The 17508-nt window shown below is 32.4% G+C and carries 17 protein-coding genes and 1 tRNA gene; 6 read left to right on the forward strand and 12 right to left on the reverse strand.

The annotated features are described in order from the left end of the window. Positions 1 to 188: 188 nt before the first annotated feature. The 5 genes from AC3ATN_RS04135 to AC3ATN_RS04155 form a co-directional block, all read right to left on the reverse strand. Positions 189 to 262 (reverse strand) — tRNA-Ala (locus AC3ATN_RS04135). Between the two features lie 20 nt (positions 263 to 282). Beyond that, positions 283 to 1218 (reverse strand): sugar phosphate isomerase/epimerase family protein, encoded by a 936-nt coding sequence (locus AC3ATN_RS04140; RefSeq protein ID WP_487531969.1) that lies wholly within the window; start codon positions 1216 to 1218, stop codon positions 283 to 285. Positions 1219 to 1303: 85 nt separating this feature from the next. Then, positions 1304 to 2053 (reverse strand): hypothetical protein, encoded by a 750-nt coding sequence (locus AC3ATN_RS04145; protein WP_487531970.1) that lies wholly within the window; start codon positions 2051 to 2053, stop codon positions 1304 to 1306. A 27-nt stretch (positions 2054 to 2080) separates the two neighbouring features. Further along, positions 2081 to 3406 carry an aminotransferase class III-fold pyridoxal phosphate-dependent enzyme gene (locus AC3ATN_RS04150; RefSeq protein WP_487531971.1) on the reverse strand — a complete coding sequence of 442 codons (1326 nt, stop codon included), beginning with the start codon at positions 3404 to 3406 and terminating at the stop codon, positions 2081 to 2083. A 12-nt stretch (positions 3407 to 3418) separates the two neighbouring features. After that, complete coding sequence (locus tag AC3ATN_RS04155) at positions 3419 to 5092, reverse strand: amidohydrolase (protein WP_487531972.1); 1674 nt, start codon at positions 5090 to 5092, stop codon at positions 3419 to 3421. A gap of 265 nt (positions 5093 to 5357) precedes the next feature. On the opposite strand from AC3ATN_RS04155, the gene AC3ATN_RS04160 reads away from it, so the two are divergent. After that, the gene (locus tag AC3ATN_RS04160; RefSeq protein ID WP_487531973.1) at positions 5358 to 6020 is read left to right on the forward strand and encodes a hypothetical protein; all 663 of its coding nucleotides are present in this window, start codon (positions 5358 to 5360) and stop codon (positions 6018 to 6020) included. Here the strand turns inward: AC3ATN_RS04160 and AC3ATN_RS04165 are convergent. Beyond that, on the reverse strand, positions 6017 to 6325 hold the full coding sequence (locus tag AC3ATN_RS04165; protein WP_487531974.1) for a hypothetical protein: 309 nt from the start codon (positions 6323 to 6325) through the stop codon (positions 6017 to 6019). The genes AC3ATN_RS04160 and AC3ATN_RS04165 overlap by 4 nt on opposite strands. A gap of 21 nt (positions 6326 to 6346) precedes the next feature. Further along, positions 6347 to 7189 carry a lipid A-modifier LpxR family protein gene (locus AC3ATN_RS04170; RefSeq protein WP_487531975.1) on the reverse strand — a complete coding sequence of 281 codons (843 nt, stop codon included), beginning with the start codon at positions 7187 to 7189 and terminating at the stop codon, positions 6347 to 6349. Positions 7190 to 7345: 156 nt separating this feature from the next. Between AC3ATN_RS04170 and AC3ATN_RS04175 the strand changes: the two genes are divergently transcribed. Both AC3ATN_RS04175 and AC3ATN_RS04180 read left to right on the forward strand, forming a co-directional pair. Then, positions 7346 to 7858, forward strand: coding sequence for a GNAT family N-acetyltransferase (locus AC3ATN_RS04175; protein ID WP_487531976.1), 513 nt, complete (start codon positions 7346 to 7348; stop codon positions 7856 to 7858). Between the two features lie 4 nt (positions 7859 to 7862). Further along, entirely contained in the window at positions 7863 to 8318 is a 456-nt protein-coding gene (locus AC3ATN_RS04180; RefSeq protein ID WP_487531977.1) for a 6-pyruvoyl trahydropterin synthase family protein, read from the forward strand. On the opposite strand, the gene AC3ATN_RS04185 is transcribed toward AC3ATN_RS04180, so the two are convergent. From AC3ATN_RS04185 to AC3ATN_RS04200, 4 genes are read right to left on the reverse strand one after another with little or no spacing between them, the layout of a single operon-like run. Then, positions 8319 to 10622 carry a penicillin-binding protein 1A gene (locus AC3ATN_RS04185; RefSeq protein ID WP_487531978.1) on the reverse strand — a complete coding sequence of 768 codons (2304 nt, stop codon included), beginning with the start codon at positions 10620 to 10622 and terminating at the stop codon, positions 8319 to 8321. It lies immediately after the preceding gene. After that, positions 10615 to 11115, reverse strand: coding sequence for a gliding motility lipoprotein GldH (locus tag AC3ATN_RS04190; RefSeq protein ID WP_487531979.1), 501 nt, complete (start codon positions 11113 to 11115; stop codon positions 10615 to 10617). The genes AC3ATN_RS04185 and AC3ATN_RS04190 overlap by 8 nt, the downstream gene beginning before the upstream one ends. Before the next feature lie 59 nt (positions 11116 to 11174). Beyond that, the gene (gene trhO / locus AC3ATN_RS04195) at positions 11175 to 12206 is read right to left on the reverse strand and encodes an oxygen-dependent tRNA uridine(34) hydroxylase TrhO (RefSeq protein ID WP_487531980.1); all 1032 of its coding nucleotides are present in this window, start codon (positions 12204 to 12206) and stop codon (positions 11175 to 11177) included. 39 nt (positions 12207 to 12245) lie between these two features. Continuing rightward, positions 12246 to 13571: a M24 family metallopeptidase gene (locus AC3ATN_RS04200; protein ID WP_487531981.1), complete on the reverse strand. Its 1326-nt coding sequence runs from the start codon at positions 13569 to 13571 to the stop codon at positions 12246 to 12248. Positions 13572 to 13664: 93 nt separating this feature from the next. Here AC3ATN_RS04200 and recA point away from each other — a divergent pair, with 93 nt between their 5' ends. Further along, positions 13665 to 14672 (forward strand): recombinase RecA, encoded by a 1008-nt coding sequence (recA, locus tag AC3ATN_RS04205; RefSeq protein WP_487531982.1) that lies wholly within the window; start codon positions 13665 to 13667, stop codon positions 14670 to 14672. A 1-nt stretch (position 14673) separates the two neighbouring features. Here the strand turns inward: recA and AC3ATN_RS04210 are convergent, their stop codons facing one another. Then, positions 14674 to 15468 (reverse strand): lysophospholipid acyltransferase family protein, encoded by a 795-nt coding sequence (locus AC3ATN_RS04210; protein WP_487531983.1) that lies wholly within the window; start codon positions 15466 to 15468, stop codon positions 14674 to 14676. A gap of 96 nt (positions 15469 to 15564) precedes the next feature. Between AC3ATN_RS04210 and trpS the strand changes: the two genes are divergently transcribed. Both trpS and AC3ATN_RS04220 read left to right on the forward strand, forming a co-directional pair. Then, entirely contained in the window at positions 15565 to 16533 is a 969-nt protein-coding gene (trpS, locus tag AC3ATN_RS04215) for a tryptophan--tRNA ligase (RefSeq protein ID WP_487531984.1), read from the forward strand. A 50-nt stretch (positions 16534 to 16583) separates the two neighbouring features. Further along, positions 16584 to 17507, forward strand: coding sequence for an HU domain-containing protein (locus AC3ATN_RS04220; RefSeq protein ID WP_487531985.1), 924 nt, complete (start codon positions 16584 to 16586; stop codon positions 17505 to 17507). Position 17508 lies beyond the last annotated feature (1 nt).

A 17508-nucleotide genomic window follows, 5' to 3' on the forward strand; every position in this document is an offset into this window, starting at 1 on the left:
AATACACTTTACCAAGAATGAAACAAGCTAGTAATGAAGTAAGTGAAGACTTGCCCTTGTTTATTCATTAAGTTCTTGGATTTGTGATTCTCTTAAATAGGTTGAAGAAACATAAATTATTACCCTTTATATTACCCTAAAAATAAAAAAGCACCTACAATATTAGTGTAAGTGCTTGATTTACAATGTGGAGAAGATGGGACTCGAACCCACGACCTCTTGACTGCCAGTCAAGCGCTCTAGCCAGCTGAGCTACATCCCCTATCATTTTATTAAGGTTTTTTAAATTCCATTTTTTAAAAGAGATGCTCTTATTTTTTTGAGCTTAGTAGGAGCTTCCATTAGATTTATGTTTTCATTAAAGGGTTCAACGCTTACTGCCCCTTCATAACCTTTTGAACGAATGAAATCTAAAAATTTTTTTAGATCGATGATTCCTGTCTCTCCAGGCAATTCTCGCTCCCAATCTATCTGAGTGTCTGCGGTTCGATTGACAACCGCATCGTTGATTTGAACAGATATAATATCTTTAACATTTAAGAAGTTCATGTCTTCTATCTGATCTCCCGCACAATAGGTGTGAAAACTATCCAGTAAATAACCAATATTATCCTTATCAATAGCATTAATAAGTTCTCTTAATTCAGAAATACTGTGTAAAAAAGGGTATTTATTTGTCACCATTAGTGTTTTTGGCCCCACATACTCCAGCCCTAATTGAACTCCTTCATAACTCAAAACACTCGCAATTTTTCCCAATCTTACGCGATGCAGCTCAAAATTTTTATTATACGTCAAGCTATCGTGTGTTGGCATTATCCAAGTAACAAGACTTGATATATTAAAAGAAGCAATTGCTTTAATATTTTGTTGAAGAGTCTTGAGCCCCTGCTGAAAAACCTCTTCTGAAGAACGAAATTCAACAGGGAGTCCTCCGGAATCAAATACAATTTCATTACTTAACATTTTTTTTAGATACGCTTTTTTTTCATTTGGCTTTAACTTAAGAAGTTCCTTTAAAGGAGGGCTAATTGCAGAAAAATCATAAGAAATAGCATAGTCTAAAAGTTCTTGAGCGTCACATTTAAGAACAACGGAGCTCGGATTTAAAGAGGCTCTCAGTGGTTTTGATGATCCTGAAAATGAAAAAGGATTAATTACAAAAGGACTAATTCCAGCAAATGACGTTGTTTTTATAAAATGTCTTCTAGTTGACATAAAATTGTTTTTTGTTTACAAATTATGAATACTCAAATGTAATAAATTCCTTACCTTATTAAGGTGCTACAAGTTCAACTAATTCTTAATTAGAATTGATTTTGTTTTCTTCTTTAAGAAGATTGTAAATTATTTGAAAAATCTCAGTGTCTCTTTTAAGCCATGAAGTCTCAATGATTGTTGTCTCTATTTTAAAATTAACAATATTCCAAAATTTTAAATCTTTAGAAAGCTTTTCAAAATCAGTATTTGGACCTCCAATAACCAGTTGACTATTTAAGTTTCCGAGAACAATTTCTCTATAATTAATGTTTTCATTGATGTATGGTTCAATTCTATCATTATACTGAGCTTCATTATACTCTGCCATTCCTTTTGACCTCTCAATTTCCCTAACATACTTTTTGAACATTGTTTTTAATGAATCGTTTTGGACCTTATTTATATAATCAAGATCAATAAACTCTTCAGTTATAGGCATGGAGTATCTGGTAGGCCAGGTGGTAGCTAGAGTTCCTAATAATGTTTTTAGGATAGGAATAGAATCTTTATTTTTTGATTTAATAATATCTAAAGATCTTGTCATCGAATTTTGGAGATATTGTAATGTTTTTTGTTGACGTTTTTGATAATTAATTGTCTCTTTAAATTCAACTTGAATGTCCTTATAATAGCCATTAATATCAGCTTGTTCAACTCTTTTATTGTTCCAGTTATCTATTGCTAGAGCAATTAAAATACCCCCAGTAACTAAGATTATCTCTAAAATTATATGCTTAAAGGAAAAGTTTTTATTATTTCCTTTATTGTCAATAATTCTCTTTAAGCTGATCATTTATTTGTAAAGTTTATTAATTGAAAATCATTCACATGCCTGGTCTGCTATTTTTAAGGCCTCTGAAATAATTTTTAGGCCTTCATCTATTTGATTTTTATTTATACAAAGTGGAGGCGCAACAAATATATAGCTCCACTTGCTAAAAGTGTACATTCCTAATTCAGAAATTTTAGCCTTTACTTCATTCATCACTATTAATTCGTGTGGCTTAGCATTAAATTTTGCTATGGGTTCTTTGGAGTTTTTATTCTTAACTAATTCTATACAGCCAAGAAGTCCTGTATTTCGAAAGTCTCCAATAGAGGGATGTTTAATTTTCAAAAGCTCAACTTGTTCTTCCATGTATTTACCCATTTCTTTCGCGTTGTTAATGAGATTATCGTCTTCATAAATTTTAATAACCTCCAAAGCAGCGGCACAAGCTGTAGGATGTGCTGAATACGTTAGCCCAAGCATCATCGGATCATTGTCAAAATGAGCTGCAATTCTATCACTTACTTGTAGGGCGCCAAAAGGTATGTATCCTGCTGTAATTCCTTTAGCTAAGACCATCATATCAGGTATCACGTCATGGTTATTAATTCCAAACCATTGACCTGTTCTTCCAAAGCCACTCATCACTTCATCTGAAATTAATAAAATGCCATGTTTGTCACATACTTCTCTTAATTTTTTAAAATAACCCTTAGGTAGCTTGAGACATCCTGAAGTACCTGATTCTCCCTCCATTATAATTGCTGCAAAATTTTCTGGACCCTCGTATGCTAAGATTCTATCAAGCTTATCGAAGCATTCTTGCTCCCAGTTAATTCCTGCAGATCTATATTCATAAGGTATCTCTAGATGAACAAAATTAGGAGCTTGATGAGCATCAACTTGAAGTCTTCTTGGATCTCCTCCAGCTGACATAGCTCCTGTTGTTGAACCATGATATGACCTATATCTTGATAATATTTTATGTCTACCAGTGTAAAGTCTTGCTAGTTTAATCGCGTTTTCAATACCAGTAGCTCCACAAACGGTGAAAAAAGATTTATTTAAATCTCCAGGACATATTTCAGCTAGTTTTTTTCCTAGTTCACCTCTAACTTGAGTAATTGCTGATGGTGTAACGTAACTTACTTTTTGCATTTGATTTACTACAGCGTTAGTTACTCTTTGATCTCCGTGTCCAATGTTAACATTCATAAGTCCAGAGGAAAAATCCATTATTTTATTTCCATCATCGTCAAACAAATAAATTCCTTTTGCCCTTTTGATATTTAAAGGCTTAATTCCTTTTTGTTTTGACCATGAAAATAATGTATGGTCAAGATTATATTTGAGGGTCCTATCTTTTTTATCCGACATAAAATTATTTTTTTAAGACTCGTATTTCCATTTTCCTCCCACCATTGTTCTTTCAATTGGAATATTTACAATTTCCATGGGATCAACTTTTCTAGGGTCTTTGTCAAGAACTACTAAATCTGCCAATTTTCCATTTTCTAAAGAACCTTTAATGCTCTCTTCATAGGAAGCATAAGCCCCATTAATTGTACCTACTTTAATGGCTTCATCTACAGTTATTTTTTGTGATGGACCCCAAACATCTCCGTTTATATCTGTTCTGGTTACGCTGGACTGAATAGCCATCATCGGCTCAAAAGGTCCTGGCGGGTAATCTGAGGTTTGTGTAACGTTTATTCCCGCATCAAGAAAGCTTCGAACTGCAAACATGTTTTCTAATCTTTCCTTTCCATATTGCTTCATTTTCTCTCCGTGAAAATAAACATATGTGGAAAAAGGGTTTGGAATGGCATTTAAGTTTTTAATTCTCCTAACAAGATCATCATTAATTACCGTACAATGTTCAAGTCTAAACCTGGGGTCAAGACGAGGATTTTCTCTTTGAAGTCGCTCATAAATATTTAGTGTTTTGTCAATTCCTACATCTCCATTTGCATGAACTCCTATTTGCCATCCATTTGAATGCGCTTTATGGGCATACTTATAAACCTCTTCCTCTTCCATAACAAGTATTCCGTAATCATTAGGTCTTCCAATATATGGTTTTGACAACCTAGCTGTTCTTTCTGAAATTGAACCATCTATTGTGATCTTCATTCCTCCTATTCTAAGCCAGTTATCCCCAAAACCAGTCTTAATTCCGGCATCAATAAACTTATCTATTTCTCTGTAGGAAATCATACTATAAATTCTCATAGATAATTCGTCTGCTTTATAAGCATCCTGATAGGCTTTTAAAAAGGTTGAAGATCCATAAGCTTCAGTTACAGAAGTAACTCCACTTTTCGTCATCATTTCAGTTATCAACCGAACTCCTTCCTGATAATCTTTTTCGGTAAAAGTGTCTGGAATCAATTTTGACAAAGGATGTGCAGCCGTTTCTAATAGTTGCCCTGTTAAATTCCCGTTTTTGGATTCTCTACCAATTTTACCTCCTGGTGGATCGGGGGTGTTTTTATTATAACCCATTAGCTTCAAAGCCATTGAATTTACATAATTTGAGTGGCCTCCTCTGTGTTTTATTCTAACCGGATGATTTGGAGCTGCTTCGTCAAGATCATTTTTATTTATTAATCTTCCTTCTTTAATTTTTGTGTCATCATATTTAAATCCTAAAATCCATTCTCCTGGAGGGGTAGACTTCGATCTCTCATGGATCGCTTTTTTTATCTCTTCAATTGACCTTAAATCTATATCTACATTTCTTAAATGCGATAATCCTGATGACGCTGGATGAGAATGGGCGTCTATAAATCCAGGAACAACTGTTTTTCCTGCAATATCAATTTTTCTTGTAGTTGAATTTGCTAATTTTAATATTTGATTATTTTCTCCAATGGCTACAACTCTTTCTCCTAAAATAGCAATAGCCTGAGCTGTTGGTTTATTGGGATTTACAGTAATTACATTTGCATTATACAAAATTGTATCGGGACTTGAAGTGAAAATACTTTTTGTGCTTAGCCACGGAAAAGCTAATAAAGGACTTGCATTTTTTAAAAATTCTCTTCTGTTTTGCTTAGACATAAGTTTTTATTTAAGGTATCTTAAATTTAAGAAAAACTTTTTTATCTCTTTAAGTTTTAATTTTTATCACAAAAATGTAGTCGTTGTGTTCGATAACTCCATTATTATCTGCTTCTAAAAAAGTATAATGTATGATGAATATCTAGGGCCAATTATTGAAAATAGGGCATAAGATATCTCTAAAGTAGTCGAAGAAAGTAGAAAGTTTAATCTTAATTAAATCCTGGCGTGGTTAGTTTTATGTTCTTGCTGTATATTAGAAGATATGTTGCGAGTTTATTTATTTTTAACTTTTATTAATTTTGGTCTATTTTCTTTTTCGCAAGGAAACATCAATCTTTACAAGCAATACAGGGCTGGTCCTGATCCAGACAATTTCTATCACTCCTTGAATTACTCCTTGTATACTAGTTTGAATGGAATAAATTCTGATCAAAACTATACCAAAACGCAGGTCGGAAAGGGCTTTGGGTTTGTTGTTCAAAATCTTAGATCTAAAACATTTGGTTTCTCAACTGGTATTGAGTTTAACGAAATTCGTTATAAATATGATGGCTTCTTAGAAGACTCCTCAGATAGTATAAATTATTTAAGCTTCCCATTATCAATTAGACTTTATCCTACACGAAAATTTTTTTTTGAGGCAGGATTGAAATATCACTATTTTTTAAATGCTAAAAACTCTTCAATTATTAATTCAATCTCTAGATCACTTGTATATCCTGATGGATATTTCAATAATACGTTTGGAACATTTATAGCCATACAGTATCAAGTTTGGAAAAGGCTAAATATCGGTCTTCAATATCAGTACCTAAGTGGCAAAAAAACAAATCTTTCTGGAATTCAGCCAAATATTTTTAATGGTTTAACTATCCAGATTGGGGGTTTTATGAAAAATCCTTTCAAACGTCCAGATCAGATTTAGTTTTGATTTTTAAGTAGTGTGTCATTTATAATTATCCTTTTAACCAAATAGTCCATATCCAAGCTGTCTTTAACAAAGAAATATCCTTTTGGCTTAACGATATCCATAAAAAATATTTCATGTTTTCTATTTTTTAAATTGACAAACTCTCCTGTTCCAATAAGAGTTTTTATTTCATCTGTCTTTTTTAAAGGTTTTTTGGTTTTTAGATCAGCAGAAATATTCTCTTGAAAATTACTTGCCATATTGCACGAATATAATGCCCCTAAAAAAAATAAAACAAATGTTCTTCTGAGTTTTTGCATAAAACTAAAGTTATGAATATTTTAGAATTGCTTTCTTATTGTTATATTAAGAACTTTATGCCTATCATACCTTTGACCAGGTGTGTCTTTACTCATGGATTGATATAAAGTTAAAATTGTCCATTTTTTTTTCTGTGAGAAAAATCCAAATTCAAAACTATTTCTATAATTAATATTGGTATACGTTTTTTCTCGTGGAGAAAAATCATAAAAATTTCCACTTAAAGCAAAATCATGTGGCCTATACTCCTGTCGAGTTCCAAAATATAAACCTATTGAAGATTCTTTTATTCCAAAAGATACTTTTTGAAAAGGAAATTTTGGAGTCAGCCCAACTAAAAGTCCAGTTCTTCCCAAGAACTGGAGTCTGTGACTTGATATTTTCGAATAAATCTGAGAGGTAACATGAAAATATTTAGATAACCTAATGGTTTTATTTATCTGTCCAAAGACTCCAATTTGTATGCTTTGAGGTTGAGCTCCAGTCCATGTTAATTGTGGTAATTTTAAAAACGTTTTATGTAAAAAATTTTGAAATGTTTCTGCTAAAGAAGCATCCCCGGTCACTCCTAATTCAACCCCCCAACTGTAACTAGAGTTTTCACTTAAAAAATATTCTTTTTCATTTTGAATATAAAGCCAACCGCTATAGGGATAGTCTATTCTTGAAAGATCACTCGTATATCTCTGTGAAGGATGATAAATTTCTTGTCCCAATCGCCAGTGGTTTGCTTTATTTTTATTTCTTTTTCCATATGAGATAATTATTCCACTTGAATAATATTGATCTGTTAAAAAGTACAAATCATTGTCAACAGATAATTCAATGTATGACTGGGAATGAATATTTAAAGTCGAAAACATAATACAGAAAGTCAAATAAATTAAAATTTTTTTCAATTTGCTTTTTATAATATGTTTATGTAAAATTGAGACATTGTTAAAATTATAACATCTTTCTATTAAAAAATAGAATATTGCTTAATGATGTTTTAAAAATTATTTTGCTAAAGCTATAATATGATTCGACTCGCATACTTTTCTGACCTTGATAACGTAAAAAAATTAACTGAATCCTGCGCAGAGGACATGATCTCTAGGAGCATCTTTCAATGGAATGAGCATTACCCTTCAAGAGCTGTTTTTGAAGAAGACATAAAAAACAAAGAATTATATGTTACTGAAATTAATAATATCATAGTTGGCTGTATCATGTTTTCAAAGTTAAAAGATGAGCTTTATAATACCGTTGACTGGCTCACCCCAGATGGAAACAACATGTATATTCACCGACTAGCTGTTCATCCCAGGAATCAAAAGACAGGTTTAGCGAAATTAATGATGGATTTTGCAGAAGAAGAAGCAAATAAAATGAACTGTATTTCAGTTAGACTTGATACCTTTAGTCAAAATCAGAGAAACTCAAAGTTTTATATGGCCAGGGATTACATTCAACTAGGAGATGTCTATTTCCCAAAACAAAGTGAGTTTCCATTTTATTGTTTTGAAAAAATATTAACCAGAAAGGACTGAAGTCATGAATAATATGATAAGAATTACTAAAGAGTTTAGCTTAGAAACTGGGCATGCACTTTATGGTTACGATGGGCTATGTAAAAATGTTCACGGGCACAGTTATAAACTATATGTAACTGTTTTAGGAAATCCAATACACGATCCTAATAATGTTAAGTTTGGGATGGTAATTGATTTTAGTGATTTAAAAAAAATTGTGAAAGAGGAAATTATTATTCCTTTTGATCATGCAACTGTTTTGAACTGTAGTTCACCTCATAGTGAACTAGCAGACGAAATGGAAGAAAAAGGAAATAAAATAGTTAGAGTAAACTATCAGCCAACTTGTGAGATGTTGGTTTCAGATTTCGCAAGTAAAATCCAAAATCGACTTCCTAAGGAATTACAACTCTACTCATTAAAACTCAGAGAAACGGCTACAGCTTTTGCTGAATGGTATGCTGATGATAATCAATGATCAATACCCAAACCCTTCCAGATCTTCAATATCTTTATCAAATTCCTCTAGCTTATATTTATCACAATTAAGGGGAATCTTAAGCACTTTGGGTTTAATAAAATCCTCTTTTGATACTCCTAAATCTGGTCTAAGGTAGACCTCTTTCATGAAACTTCCCCATATTGGTAATGCCATTGTTGCTCCCTGTCCAAATGCTATTTTCTTAAAATGAACCGACCGATCTTCTCCTCCAACCCAAACACCCGTTACAAGATTTGGCACAATTCCCAGGAACCAACCATCACTCTGGTTTTGGGTTGTTCCTGTTTTGCCAGCAATTGGATTATCGAAAACATAAGGATATCCAGTGATAGTGTTTTTATAAATATAGCTTTTCTTTTCAAGCCCTGAATGTCTTAGCCTGGCACCTGATCCTTGCTCTGTAACTCCTTTCATTAAGCTTATGGTTACATAGGCCGATTCTTCAGACATAACATCTTGCGTCTCGGGAACCGATTCGTAAATAGCCGTTCCGTTTTTGTCTTCTATTCTTGAAATCATAACCGGTTTTACATATATGCCTCTATTTGCAAAAGTGCCGTATGCTCCAACCATTTCAAAAAGACTTATATCAGGAGTTCCAAGCGCAATGGAAGGAACAGAAGGAATTTTAGATGTAATTCCCATTTTTCTAACTAAATTGATTACTGGTCTTGGTCCTACTTTATCCATTAATCTGGCACTTACGGTGTTTACTGAGTTTGCTAATGCGTTTTTTAAAGTTCGGTTCTTTCCATATTTGTCCCCTGCATTTTCAGGACACCATGCATCAATATTTCCGTGCTTCATTGGCTCGATACAAAAAAGACCATCTGGAAAAACATCACATGGAGAAAGTTTTAATTGATCAATTGCTGTTGCGTATAAAAAGGGTTTGAATGTTGAGCCTATTTGACGTCTTCCTTGTTTTACTTGGTCGTATTGAAAATGCTTGTAATCATATCCTCCTACCCATACTTTTACATGTCCAGTTTGAGGTTCCATTGACATCATTGAAGAGCGTAAGAAATATTTATAATATCTTATTGAATCAAGAGGAGAAATAACAGTATCAATTTCTCCCTTCCAAGAAAATATTGACATTGGTGTTGGTTCTTTAAAATGTTTCCATATCTCATCTTCTTCCCAGCCGGCATTAATTTTATTTCTCCAACGATCTGATCTGTATGCTGATCGCTTTAAAAGAGTATCAATTTGTCCTTTTCTTAAATCTAAGAAAGGAGCTGTTTTGTTTAATCTTTTAGAATTTTGTCTAAAAAATTCTTTTTGTAAGTTTTTCATGTGACTACGAACAGACTGTTCCCCAATACTTTGAAGCTGAGAGTCAATTGTTGTATAAATTTTTAGACCATCCCGATATAGGTTATATTTATCTCCATTTTGTTTTGGGTTTTTCTTTATCCACCCCCTCATAAACTCTTGTAGGTATGCTCTGAAGTATGTGGCCAGTCCTTCTCTGTGAGATTCAGGACTGTAATCTATTTCTAATTTTATTTTTGAAAGAGAATCAACAGCTTGATTAGATAAAAAACCATTTCTTTCCATTTGTTTAAAAACAATATTTCTTCTGCTTTTTACTAGCTCAGGTCTTCTTAATGGATTATAGTAAGATGAGTTTTTCAACATGCCTATCAATGTTGCTGATTGCTCTATCTTTAATTTTTGCGGAGTTGTATTGAAAAATATTTTTGCGGCAGATCTAATTCCGTCTGCATTATATCCAAAATCGTAAATATTTAAATACATAGCAATAATTTCTTTTTTGGTATACCTTCTCTCTAGTTGAATAGATAAAACCCATTCTTTAGCTTTTTGAGTAATTATCTCAGAAATATTTCTAGACCTAACTCCGACAAAAAGCTGTCTTGCTAATTGTTGAGTTATTGTACTTGCACCACCTCTTTTTCCTAAAAAAACTAATGCAGCAATTGTTCGTTTCCAATCTATTCCTGAATGAGAATAAAATCTTTCATCTTCTGTCGCAATAAGGGCATTTACAATGTTATCAGGCAGCTCACTAAATTGAATAGGTGTCCTGTTGTCTTCAAAATAATACTTTCCTAAAACAACTCCATCTGATGAAAAAATTTGTGTAGCAAGATTAGTTTTAGGATTTTCGAGATTCTGAGTATCGGGCATTTCTCCAAAATGACCCATTCCAGCCCCATAGAATAATAAACCCAAAAGAATAATTACTGAAAAAATAATTCCCCAAAAAACATTAATGGCTAAAGTGAATGGGTTTTTATTTGAATCACTCATTTTTCTCCTCGTTTAAAATTATACTTACTCCAACGCTAATGATTCCTGGCAATACTTTCATCCCATATTCATTTTGATTTTTTCTCATTGCATGTTTTAAAATAATTGAATACTCTGAATCACTCAAAAAGTCAAAATCTTCTTTCCAATTTAATAAACTTTCTTTTACATTTCCAAAACCTTTTCCTAGGAACTTTCCTGATTTGTCAGCCATTGAGTATTCCAGAGTATCAACGCTTATTTCCTTTCCGTTTTTTAACAACTTTGAAATTATGAAAATGTTAGAAAACGAATAATTGTTGTCATTTCGAATATTAATAAATATATCTCCATTCGTGTCTGGGGTTTTGTTAAAATTAAAGGTTGCTGAGTCCTGTATTTTCCACCCACCTGAGAAGTCTTTATAGTCTCCAAACCAAACATCATTTGAACAAGAGCAAAAAGTTATTAAAATAATTAAAAATAAGATTTTATTACTATTTTTAGTTTTCATAATACTTTTTGTGTCAGCGTAAAGATACAATATCTAGACACTGAGTTTATCTGTGAAATTTATTTTTTGAACTTTAAGAGTTCTGATCTACCTTTTCTAAAAATTTTATTACTGTTTTGAGTGCCTTTTCTTAACTCTTTTTGTTTCTTTATCGGCATATTTGTGATTTCTTCGCATGCAACAGAACAACAATGTTTGTTTTTTTCTGAACAACTGGAGCATTGAATAAATAGTAAATGACAAGCTGGATTTTTACAATTTACATGAACGTCACATGCAGCTCCACATTGATGACATTTGGAAATAATTTCTTGAGAAATTCTTTCACCTCGTCTTTCGTCAAAAACAAAATTCTTGCCTTTGAACTTGTTTTCAATATTTGTATTTTTTACTTGTCTAGCATATTCAGTAATTCCACCTTCTAATTGAAAAACATTTTTAAATCCTTTGTGTTTAAAGTATGCACTTGCCTTTTCACATCTAATTCCTCCAGTGCAATACATTAAAATATTTTTATCTTTTTTGTTTTTAATAATTGAATTTTCAATCACAGGTAATGAGTTTCTAAAAGTATCAACATCTGGAGTTATTGCCCCATTAAAATGACCTATTTCACTTTCATAATGATTTCTAACATCAACACAAAGGGTTTTGGGATCCTCTAAAAGATTGTTGAATTCGACTGCATTAACGTGCGTACCAATATTCGTGACATCAAAAGTTTCATCATTTAACCCATCTGCTACAATTTTGTCTCTTACTTTGATTGTGAGTTTTAAAAAGGACTTGTTATTATGCTCAACAGCAATATTAAGTCTAACGTTTTTTAAAAATAATATGTTATCAATCTTGGATTTAAAATCTTGGATTTTTTCAGCAGGAATTGAAATCTGAGCATTTATACCTTCATTAGCTATATAAATTCTCCCCAAAACCTCTATAGGGTTCCAAGTTAAAAAAAGGTGATCCCTAAAAAGTTTTGGATTACCAATTTGTGCATATTTATAAAAAGAGAGAGTTAGTCTGTCTTTTCCAGCAGATTCAATTATTTCTGAATGTTCCTTAGCACTTAATTTGTTGTACAGTTGCATGCTATACTTTTTTTAAGTTAAATTTTAACAAAGATAATCTTATTCTATATTATTATCTTTTTCTCCAATCAAAATGAGCTCAGTCTGCCTTCCGTTTACATATCTAAAACCCCTTGAACCAAAATATCCAGCTTCTTCAAGCATAATCCTAACTTCTTTTTTCCATTCTTTTACATAAACTTTTGTATTTAATTCAATAGCATAAACTGTTTCTGGTTGCAATGGACGCTCACCTGAGCCTGGTATTCCGTTTTGAGCATCCCACATTCCAAAAGTTGTGCCCGCGGAATGTCCAAAAAGACCTAAAGGATGAGTATAAATTTGAGGCTTATAGCCTGCGGTCGAAGCTTCATTTAAAGCTTTTTTAAGAGTTTGATTTCCAGTGTTACCTTCAACAAAGTTGTTTGTTAAATAGTCTTGGACTGCATTTCCATCTTTTAGGGCTTCTTGTAGAGCTTGAGGAGCAGTTTTCTCTCCTCTTCTGAGGACATATGCGAGCTCCTGACAGTCAGTGTTTAGTGTTAAATACGTTATGCCAAAGTCACAATGAAGTAGGTCTCCTGGAAGGATTGTGTCAAATTTTGATTTGCCATCAAAAGAATACATGTCGCTTGATTCATTTCTTTGAACATCAACTGTTGGGTGAAACCAAGTAGATAAGCCCATACTTCTTACTTTTTCTCGAAGCCACCAAACAACATCATCCGTAGTTGTGATCCCTGGAGTAATTACTTGTGTTGAAAATGCTTCCTTTATAATGTTATGAGTGATTAAGACTAATTGATTATATATAACCATTTCTCTTTTAGTTCTTGTTTCAATCCAAGAGACGGCTAATTGCTCAGAGGAAATTATTTTATTAGCTAAGTTTTTTGGCAATACGTTTATTAATTTATCAAAGTCAGTACGAACGAGTCCATCAGCTAATGCATAATTTTCAGAGGTATTAACTGCGATTCTTTTTGGGTTTTGAGATTTTATATATTTTGATAAAGCTTTCCATTGGCTAGGCTCTTTTTCTTTGTCCCAAACCGAAGGAATAAGTTTTCCAAATGGATATCTTGTAATTGCAGCTGATTTGAAAACTCCGTCTTTTAATGAAAAGACAATAATAGTTCGTCTTCTCGCATTTAACCATGTTGGAGGTAAAAAAGTCTTAACAATTGGATCTTCGTTATATTCTCTTGTTATTAAAACCCACATATCAATGTTGTGTCTTTCCATTAAAATGGGCAATAAGTTTTCTATTCGATCTTCTTGTATTTTATCAATAACAGAGGCCTGATCTTTTAAGTCTAATATGTTTTGAGACTGCAAAGAGATTGTGAAGAATAAAAAAGCTAAAAGTAAATTTGTTTTTTTCATAGTATTAAACTTAATAAAATTTTGTTAATAATCACTTTTATAGCTACTTGACCTAGACTAAAAGAAATATTACTTTAGCTAAAAACTAAACAAATGTCAGAAGATAACTCAGCAAAAATTAAAGCTTTACAATTAACATTAGATAAGTTAGATAAAACTTATGGGAAAGGGACTGTTATGAAGCTTGGTGATCAAGTAGTAGTTGAAACAGAGGCAATTTCCTCAGGGTCGTTAGGTCTTGATATTGCACTAGGAGTTGGGGGTTATCCTCGTGGAAGAGTTGTAGAAATTTATGGCCCCGAATCGTCAGGAAAAACAACCCTAACGCTTCATGCTATCGCTGAATGCCAAAAAAAAGGAGGTATTGCTGCTTTTATTGATGCTGAACATGCGTTTGATCGATCTTACGCTGAAAAATTAGGAATTGATATTGATGAATTGATAATTTCTCAGCCAGATCATGGAGAACAAGCTCTTGAAATTGCTGATAACTTAATTAGGTCTGGAGCTATAGATATTGTTGTAATTGATTCTGTAGCTGCTCTAACTCCAAAAAGTGAAATAGAAGGAGAAATGGGAGATTCTAAAATGGGGCTTCATGCAAGGCTAATGTCTCAAGCATTAAGAAAGCTGACAGCTTCAATAAGCAAAACTAATTGTACTGTTTTTTTTATAAATCAATTGAGAGAAAAAATAGGTGTAATGTTTGGAAATCCAGAAACAACTACTGGAGGTAATGCATTAAAATTTTATGCATCAGTTAGGCTTGACATTAGAAGGTCAACTCAGATTAAAAATGGAGATGCAGTTGTTATGGGGAATAAAACAAGGGTAAAGGTTGTTAAAAACAAAGTTGCCCCCCCATTTAAAACAACTGAATTTGATATTCTTTATGGGGAAGGAATTTCAAAGATTGGTGAGATAATAGATCTTGGCGTAAACTATGAAATAATTAATAAAAGTGGATCCTGGTTTAGTTATGGTGAAACAAGACTGGGTCAAGGTAGAGATTCTGTAAAAACTCTTTTAACTGAAAATCCAGACTTAATGGATGAGCTTGAAACAAAAATAATGGAATCAATAAAAGCTATAAACGCCTAGGCTATTTCGGGTGATTTGTTACTTTTTTCCAGACTTCGATCGCTTCTATTGCGGACTGATTTGGATCATTAATTAATTTGCCTTCAATGAAGCTTCTAGTTTCATTCATCACTTTTTCAAAATCTTTTTCTTCAAGTTCTGAAGTAGGGATTGGTTTAAAAATTTTTGCCCTGAGTTGTCCAGGATAACCATGAGTTGTATACCACGGGAATTTTCTTTTACAATCATAAAATACGATTGGAACAATAGGAAGCCTGTGTTTAATGGCAAGTTTAAATGCTCCATGTTTAAAACTACTTAAAAGATCTGTTTCAACTGTGTATTGTTTTTCTGGAAATATACAAACACTATACCCTTTTTTTAATTTTTCACTTGCCTGACCATAAACTGCAAATCGACTAACTTTATCACTTCTATCAACCATGATTGCGGCCCGCCTATACAAATATCCAAAAATTGGAATACCATCTAATTCTTTTTTCCCAACGAAAACAAAAGGTTTTTTAAAAAGTCTAAGCATAATCATAGGGTCAATATAACTTGAATGATTAGCCACAAATAAATATGATTTATCTTTTTCAAGGTTTGAATAATTGGTTTTCTTGATATGAAATCCCATCCCAATCAAAACAAAAGATGCCCAGACGTTTCTTGCGTACCAATAAACGATGTCATAACCATTAGGTAAGATAAAAATTAGGGGGGATATTGGGAAAATTAATATTACAGGAATCGAGCATAGAATGTAAAACCATAATCTCCAAAAAATCAACAAAATACGCCCCAATAGTTTCATGTGAAATTCATAAAGTCCCGAATATACAAAGGGTTCCTTTAAAATAAACTAAAGCTCTTAATAAAAAATTTATCTTTGCTTTAATATTTTAAAAATATGTCAAGAATATTAACTGGTGTACAATCAACTGGCATTCCTCATTTAGGAAATCTTTTAGGAGCTGTAATACCAGCTGTTGAGCTTGCTGAAAAAGTTGAAAATGAATCATTTTTATTTATAGCAGATCTACACTCACTTACTCAGGTCAAAAACGGGAAAGAGCTCAGAGATAATACTTTTGCCACGGCTGCTGCTTGGTTGGCGTGCGGATTAAATCCAGATAAAACATTTTTTTACAGACAAAGTGATATTAGTCAAGTAACTGAATTATCTTGGTATTTATCTTGTTTTTTTCCTTACCAAAGACTCACTTTAGCTCACTCTTTCAAGGATAAGTCTGAAAATATGTCTGATATAAACGCTGGTTTGTTTAATTATCCAATGCTAATGGCCGCTGATATTTTATTATATGACGCAGAATTAGTTCCTGTTGGTAAAGATCAATTACAGCATTTGGAAATGACTAGAAGCGTAGCCTCTAGATTTAACAATCTTATGGGTGATACGTTTATTCTGCCTAATCCTGTCTTACAAGAAGAAAGTCAATATGTTCCTGGTATTGATGGTAATAAAATGAGTAAATCTAAAAATAACACAATAAACATTTTTCTCTCTGATAAAGATTTAAGAAAGCAAATTATGAGTATTTCAACTGATAGTGCGTTGGTAGAAGACCCAAAAAACCCTGATAACTGTACTGTTTTTAAATTGTATTCATTACTAAGTAGTCCTTATGAAATAACTGAGTTGAAAAATAATTATTTGTCTGGTGGCATGGGTTACGGTACTGCAAAAACTATACTTTACGATTTAATACTCAAAAAGTTTAAAGTTGAAAGAGAAAAATTTAAATACTACAATTCTAACCCCAATGAGGTGTACTTTGCCCTTAAAAAAGGGGCTGAAAAAGCCAAGAGTGTTGCAGATAAAGTATTATTACGTGTAAGAAATAAAATCGGTTATTAAATCCGTCTTTAAATTCTAGGACGAGAAAATAAATTTGTTATTTTTGATATATGATCCTAGAACTATATATAAGAGATTTATTATTTAAATACGAATGCGTAACTGTTCCAGGATTTGGTGCTTTTTTGACAAGGTCCTATGGCTTTGAGGTTAACACTATTTCAGGGGAGTTTATTCCTTCTCGAAAAGAGATAACATTTAATAGCTTACTGACTAGTAATGATGGTGTTCTAGCTAATTATTTTGCAAAAAAACAAAAAATAAGCTATGAAAGTGCGATTCGCTTAATTGAAAAAGAAGCTGGTGTGTGGAGAAAAAAGCTGAACACCCAAGCGATACATCTAGACAGTCTTGGTAAGTTAATTCTCAATCAAGACAAAAGAATCGAGTTTAATCCTTATGGTAAATTAAATTTTGATAGTTCTGTTTTTGGCTTAAGTTCTTTTAGTAAAAAACCATTTTTGTCATCCAAAAAAATAGTCTTTATGCCCCAAAGTAAAAAAGTAATTGCACACAATTCTTTTTATAGATATGCTGCTGTAGGCTTAATTACTTTGGTATTATCCACCACCTCTCTTTATTTTGGAGATCAATATGTGTCTAATCAAAAACTATTAAATCAAGAAGTTGCTCAAGATGTGATTATAAATAATATTCAGTCTGCAACATTTGATTTAGGAAAACTAAATAGTGTATCACTTTCTGTAAGTGTAGTTAAAAAAAAGATTGTTCCTGAAATAAAAAACCCTCGCTACAGCATAATAGCCGGTACATTTAGAAATAAAAAGTATGCAAAAAGGAAAATTGAAAAATTGAAAAGAGAGGGCTATAAAGCCGCACTTGCCGAAATTAATCCGAAAGGAATGTTTAGGGTTGCATATGGGCGTTTCGAGTCAAAAAGTGAGGCAATAAAGTTGTTATATTTTTTAAAATACACATTAAAAAAAGATGCTTGGTATCTTATTGAAAAATAAT

The organism is Candidatus Marivariicella sp., from assembly GCF_983056325.1.

Coding starts and splice junctions, on each gene's coding strand:
- AC3ATN_RS04200 (WP_487531981.1), bottom strand. CDS start 13,571: ATGAAAAAAACAAATTTACTTTTAGCTTTTTTATTCTTCACAATCTCT.
- recA (WP_487531982.1), top strand. CDS start 13,665: ATGTCAGAAGATAACTCAGCAAAAATTAAAGCTTTACAATTAACATTA.
- AC3ATN_RS04160 (WP_487531973.1), top strand. CDS start 5,358: ATGTTGCGAGTTTATTTATTTTTAACTTTTATTAATTTTGGTCTATTT.
- AC3ATN_RS04220 (WP_487531985.1), top strand. CDS start 16,584: ATGATCCTAGAACTATATATAAGAGATTTATTATTTAAATACGAATGC.
- AC3ATN_RS04170 (WP_487531975.1), bottom strand. CDS start 7,189: ATGTTTTCGACTTTAAATATTCATTCCCAGTCATACATTGAATTATCT.
- AC3ATN_RS04140 (WP_487531969.1), bottom strand. CDS start 1,218: ATGTCAACTAGAAGACATTTTATAAAAACAACGTCATTTGCTGGAATT.
- AC3ATN_RS04210 (WP_487531983.1), bottom strand. CDS start 15,468: ATGAAACTATTGGGGCGTATTTTGTTGATTTTTTGGAGATTATGGTTT.
- trhO (WP_487531980.1), bottom strand. CDS start 12,206: ATGCAACTGTACAACAAATTAAGTGCTAAGGAACATTCAGAAATAATT.
- AC3ATN_RS04165 (WP_487531974.1), bottom strand. CDS start 6,325: ATGCAAAAACTCAGAAGAACATTTGTTTTATTTTTTTTAGGGGCATTA.
- AC3ATN_RS04180 (WP_487531977.1), top strand. CDS start 7,863: ATGAATAATATGATAAGAATTACTAAAGAGTTTAGCTTAGAAACTGGG.
- AC3ATN_RS04155 (WP_487531972.1), bottom strand. CDS start 5,092: ATGTCTAAGCAAAACAGAAGAGAATTTTTAAAAAATGCAAGTCCTTTA.
- AC3ATN_RS04175 (WP_487531976.1), top strand. CDS start 7,346: ATGATTCGACTCGCATACTTTTCTGACCTTGATAACGTAAAAAAATTA.
- trpS (WP_487531984.1), top strand. CDS start 15,565: ATGTCAAGAATATTAACTGGTGTACAATCAACTGGCATTCCTCATTTA.
- AC3ATN_RS04185 (WP_487531978.1), bottom strand. CDS start 10,622: ATGAGTGATTCAAATAAAAACCCATTCACTTTAGCCATTAATGTTTTT.
- AC3ATN_RS04150 (WP_487531971.1), bottom strand. CDS start 3,406: ATGTCGGATAAAAAAGATAGGACCCTCAAATATAATCTTGACCATACA.
- AC3ATN_RS04190 (WP_487531979.1), bottom strand. CDS start 11,115: ATGAAAACTAAAAATAGTAATAAAATCTTATTTTTAATTATTTTAATA.
- AC3ATN_RS04145 (WP_487531970.1), bottom strand. CDS start 2,053: ATGATCAGCTTAAAGAGAATTATTGACAATAAAGGAAATAATAAAAAC.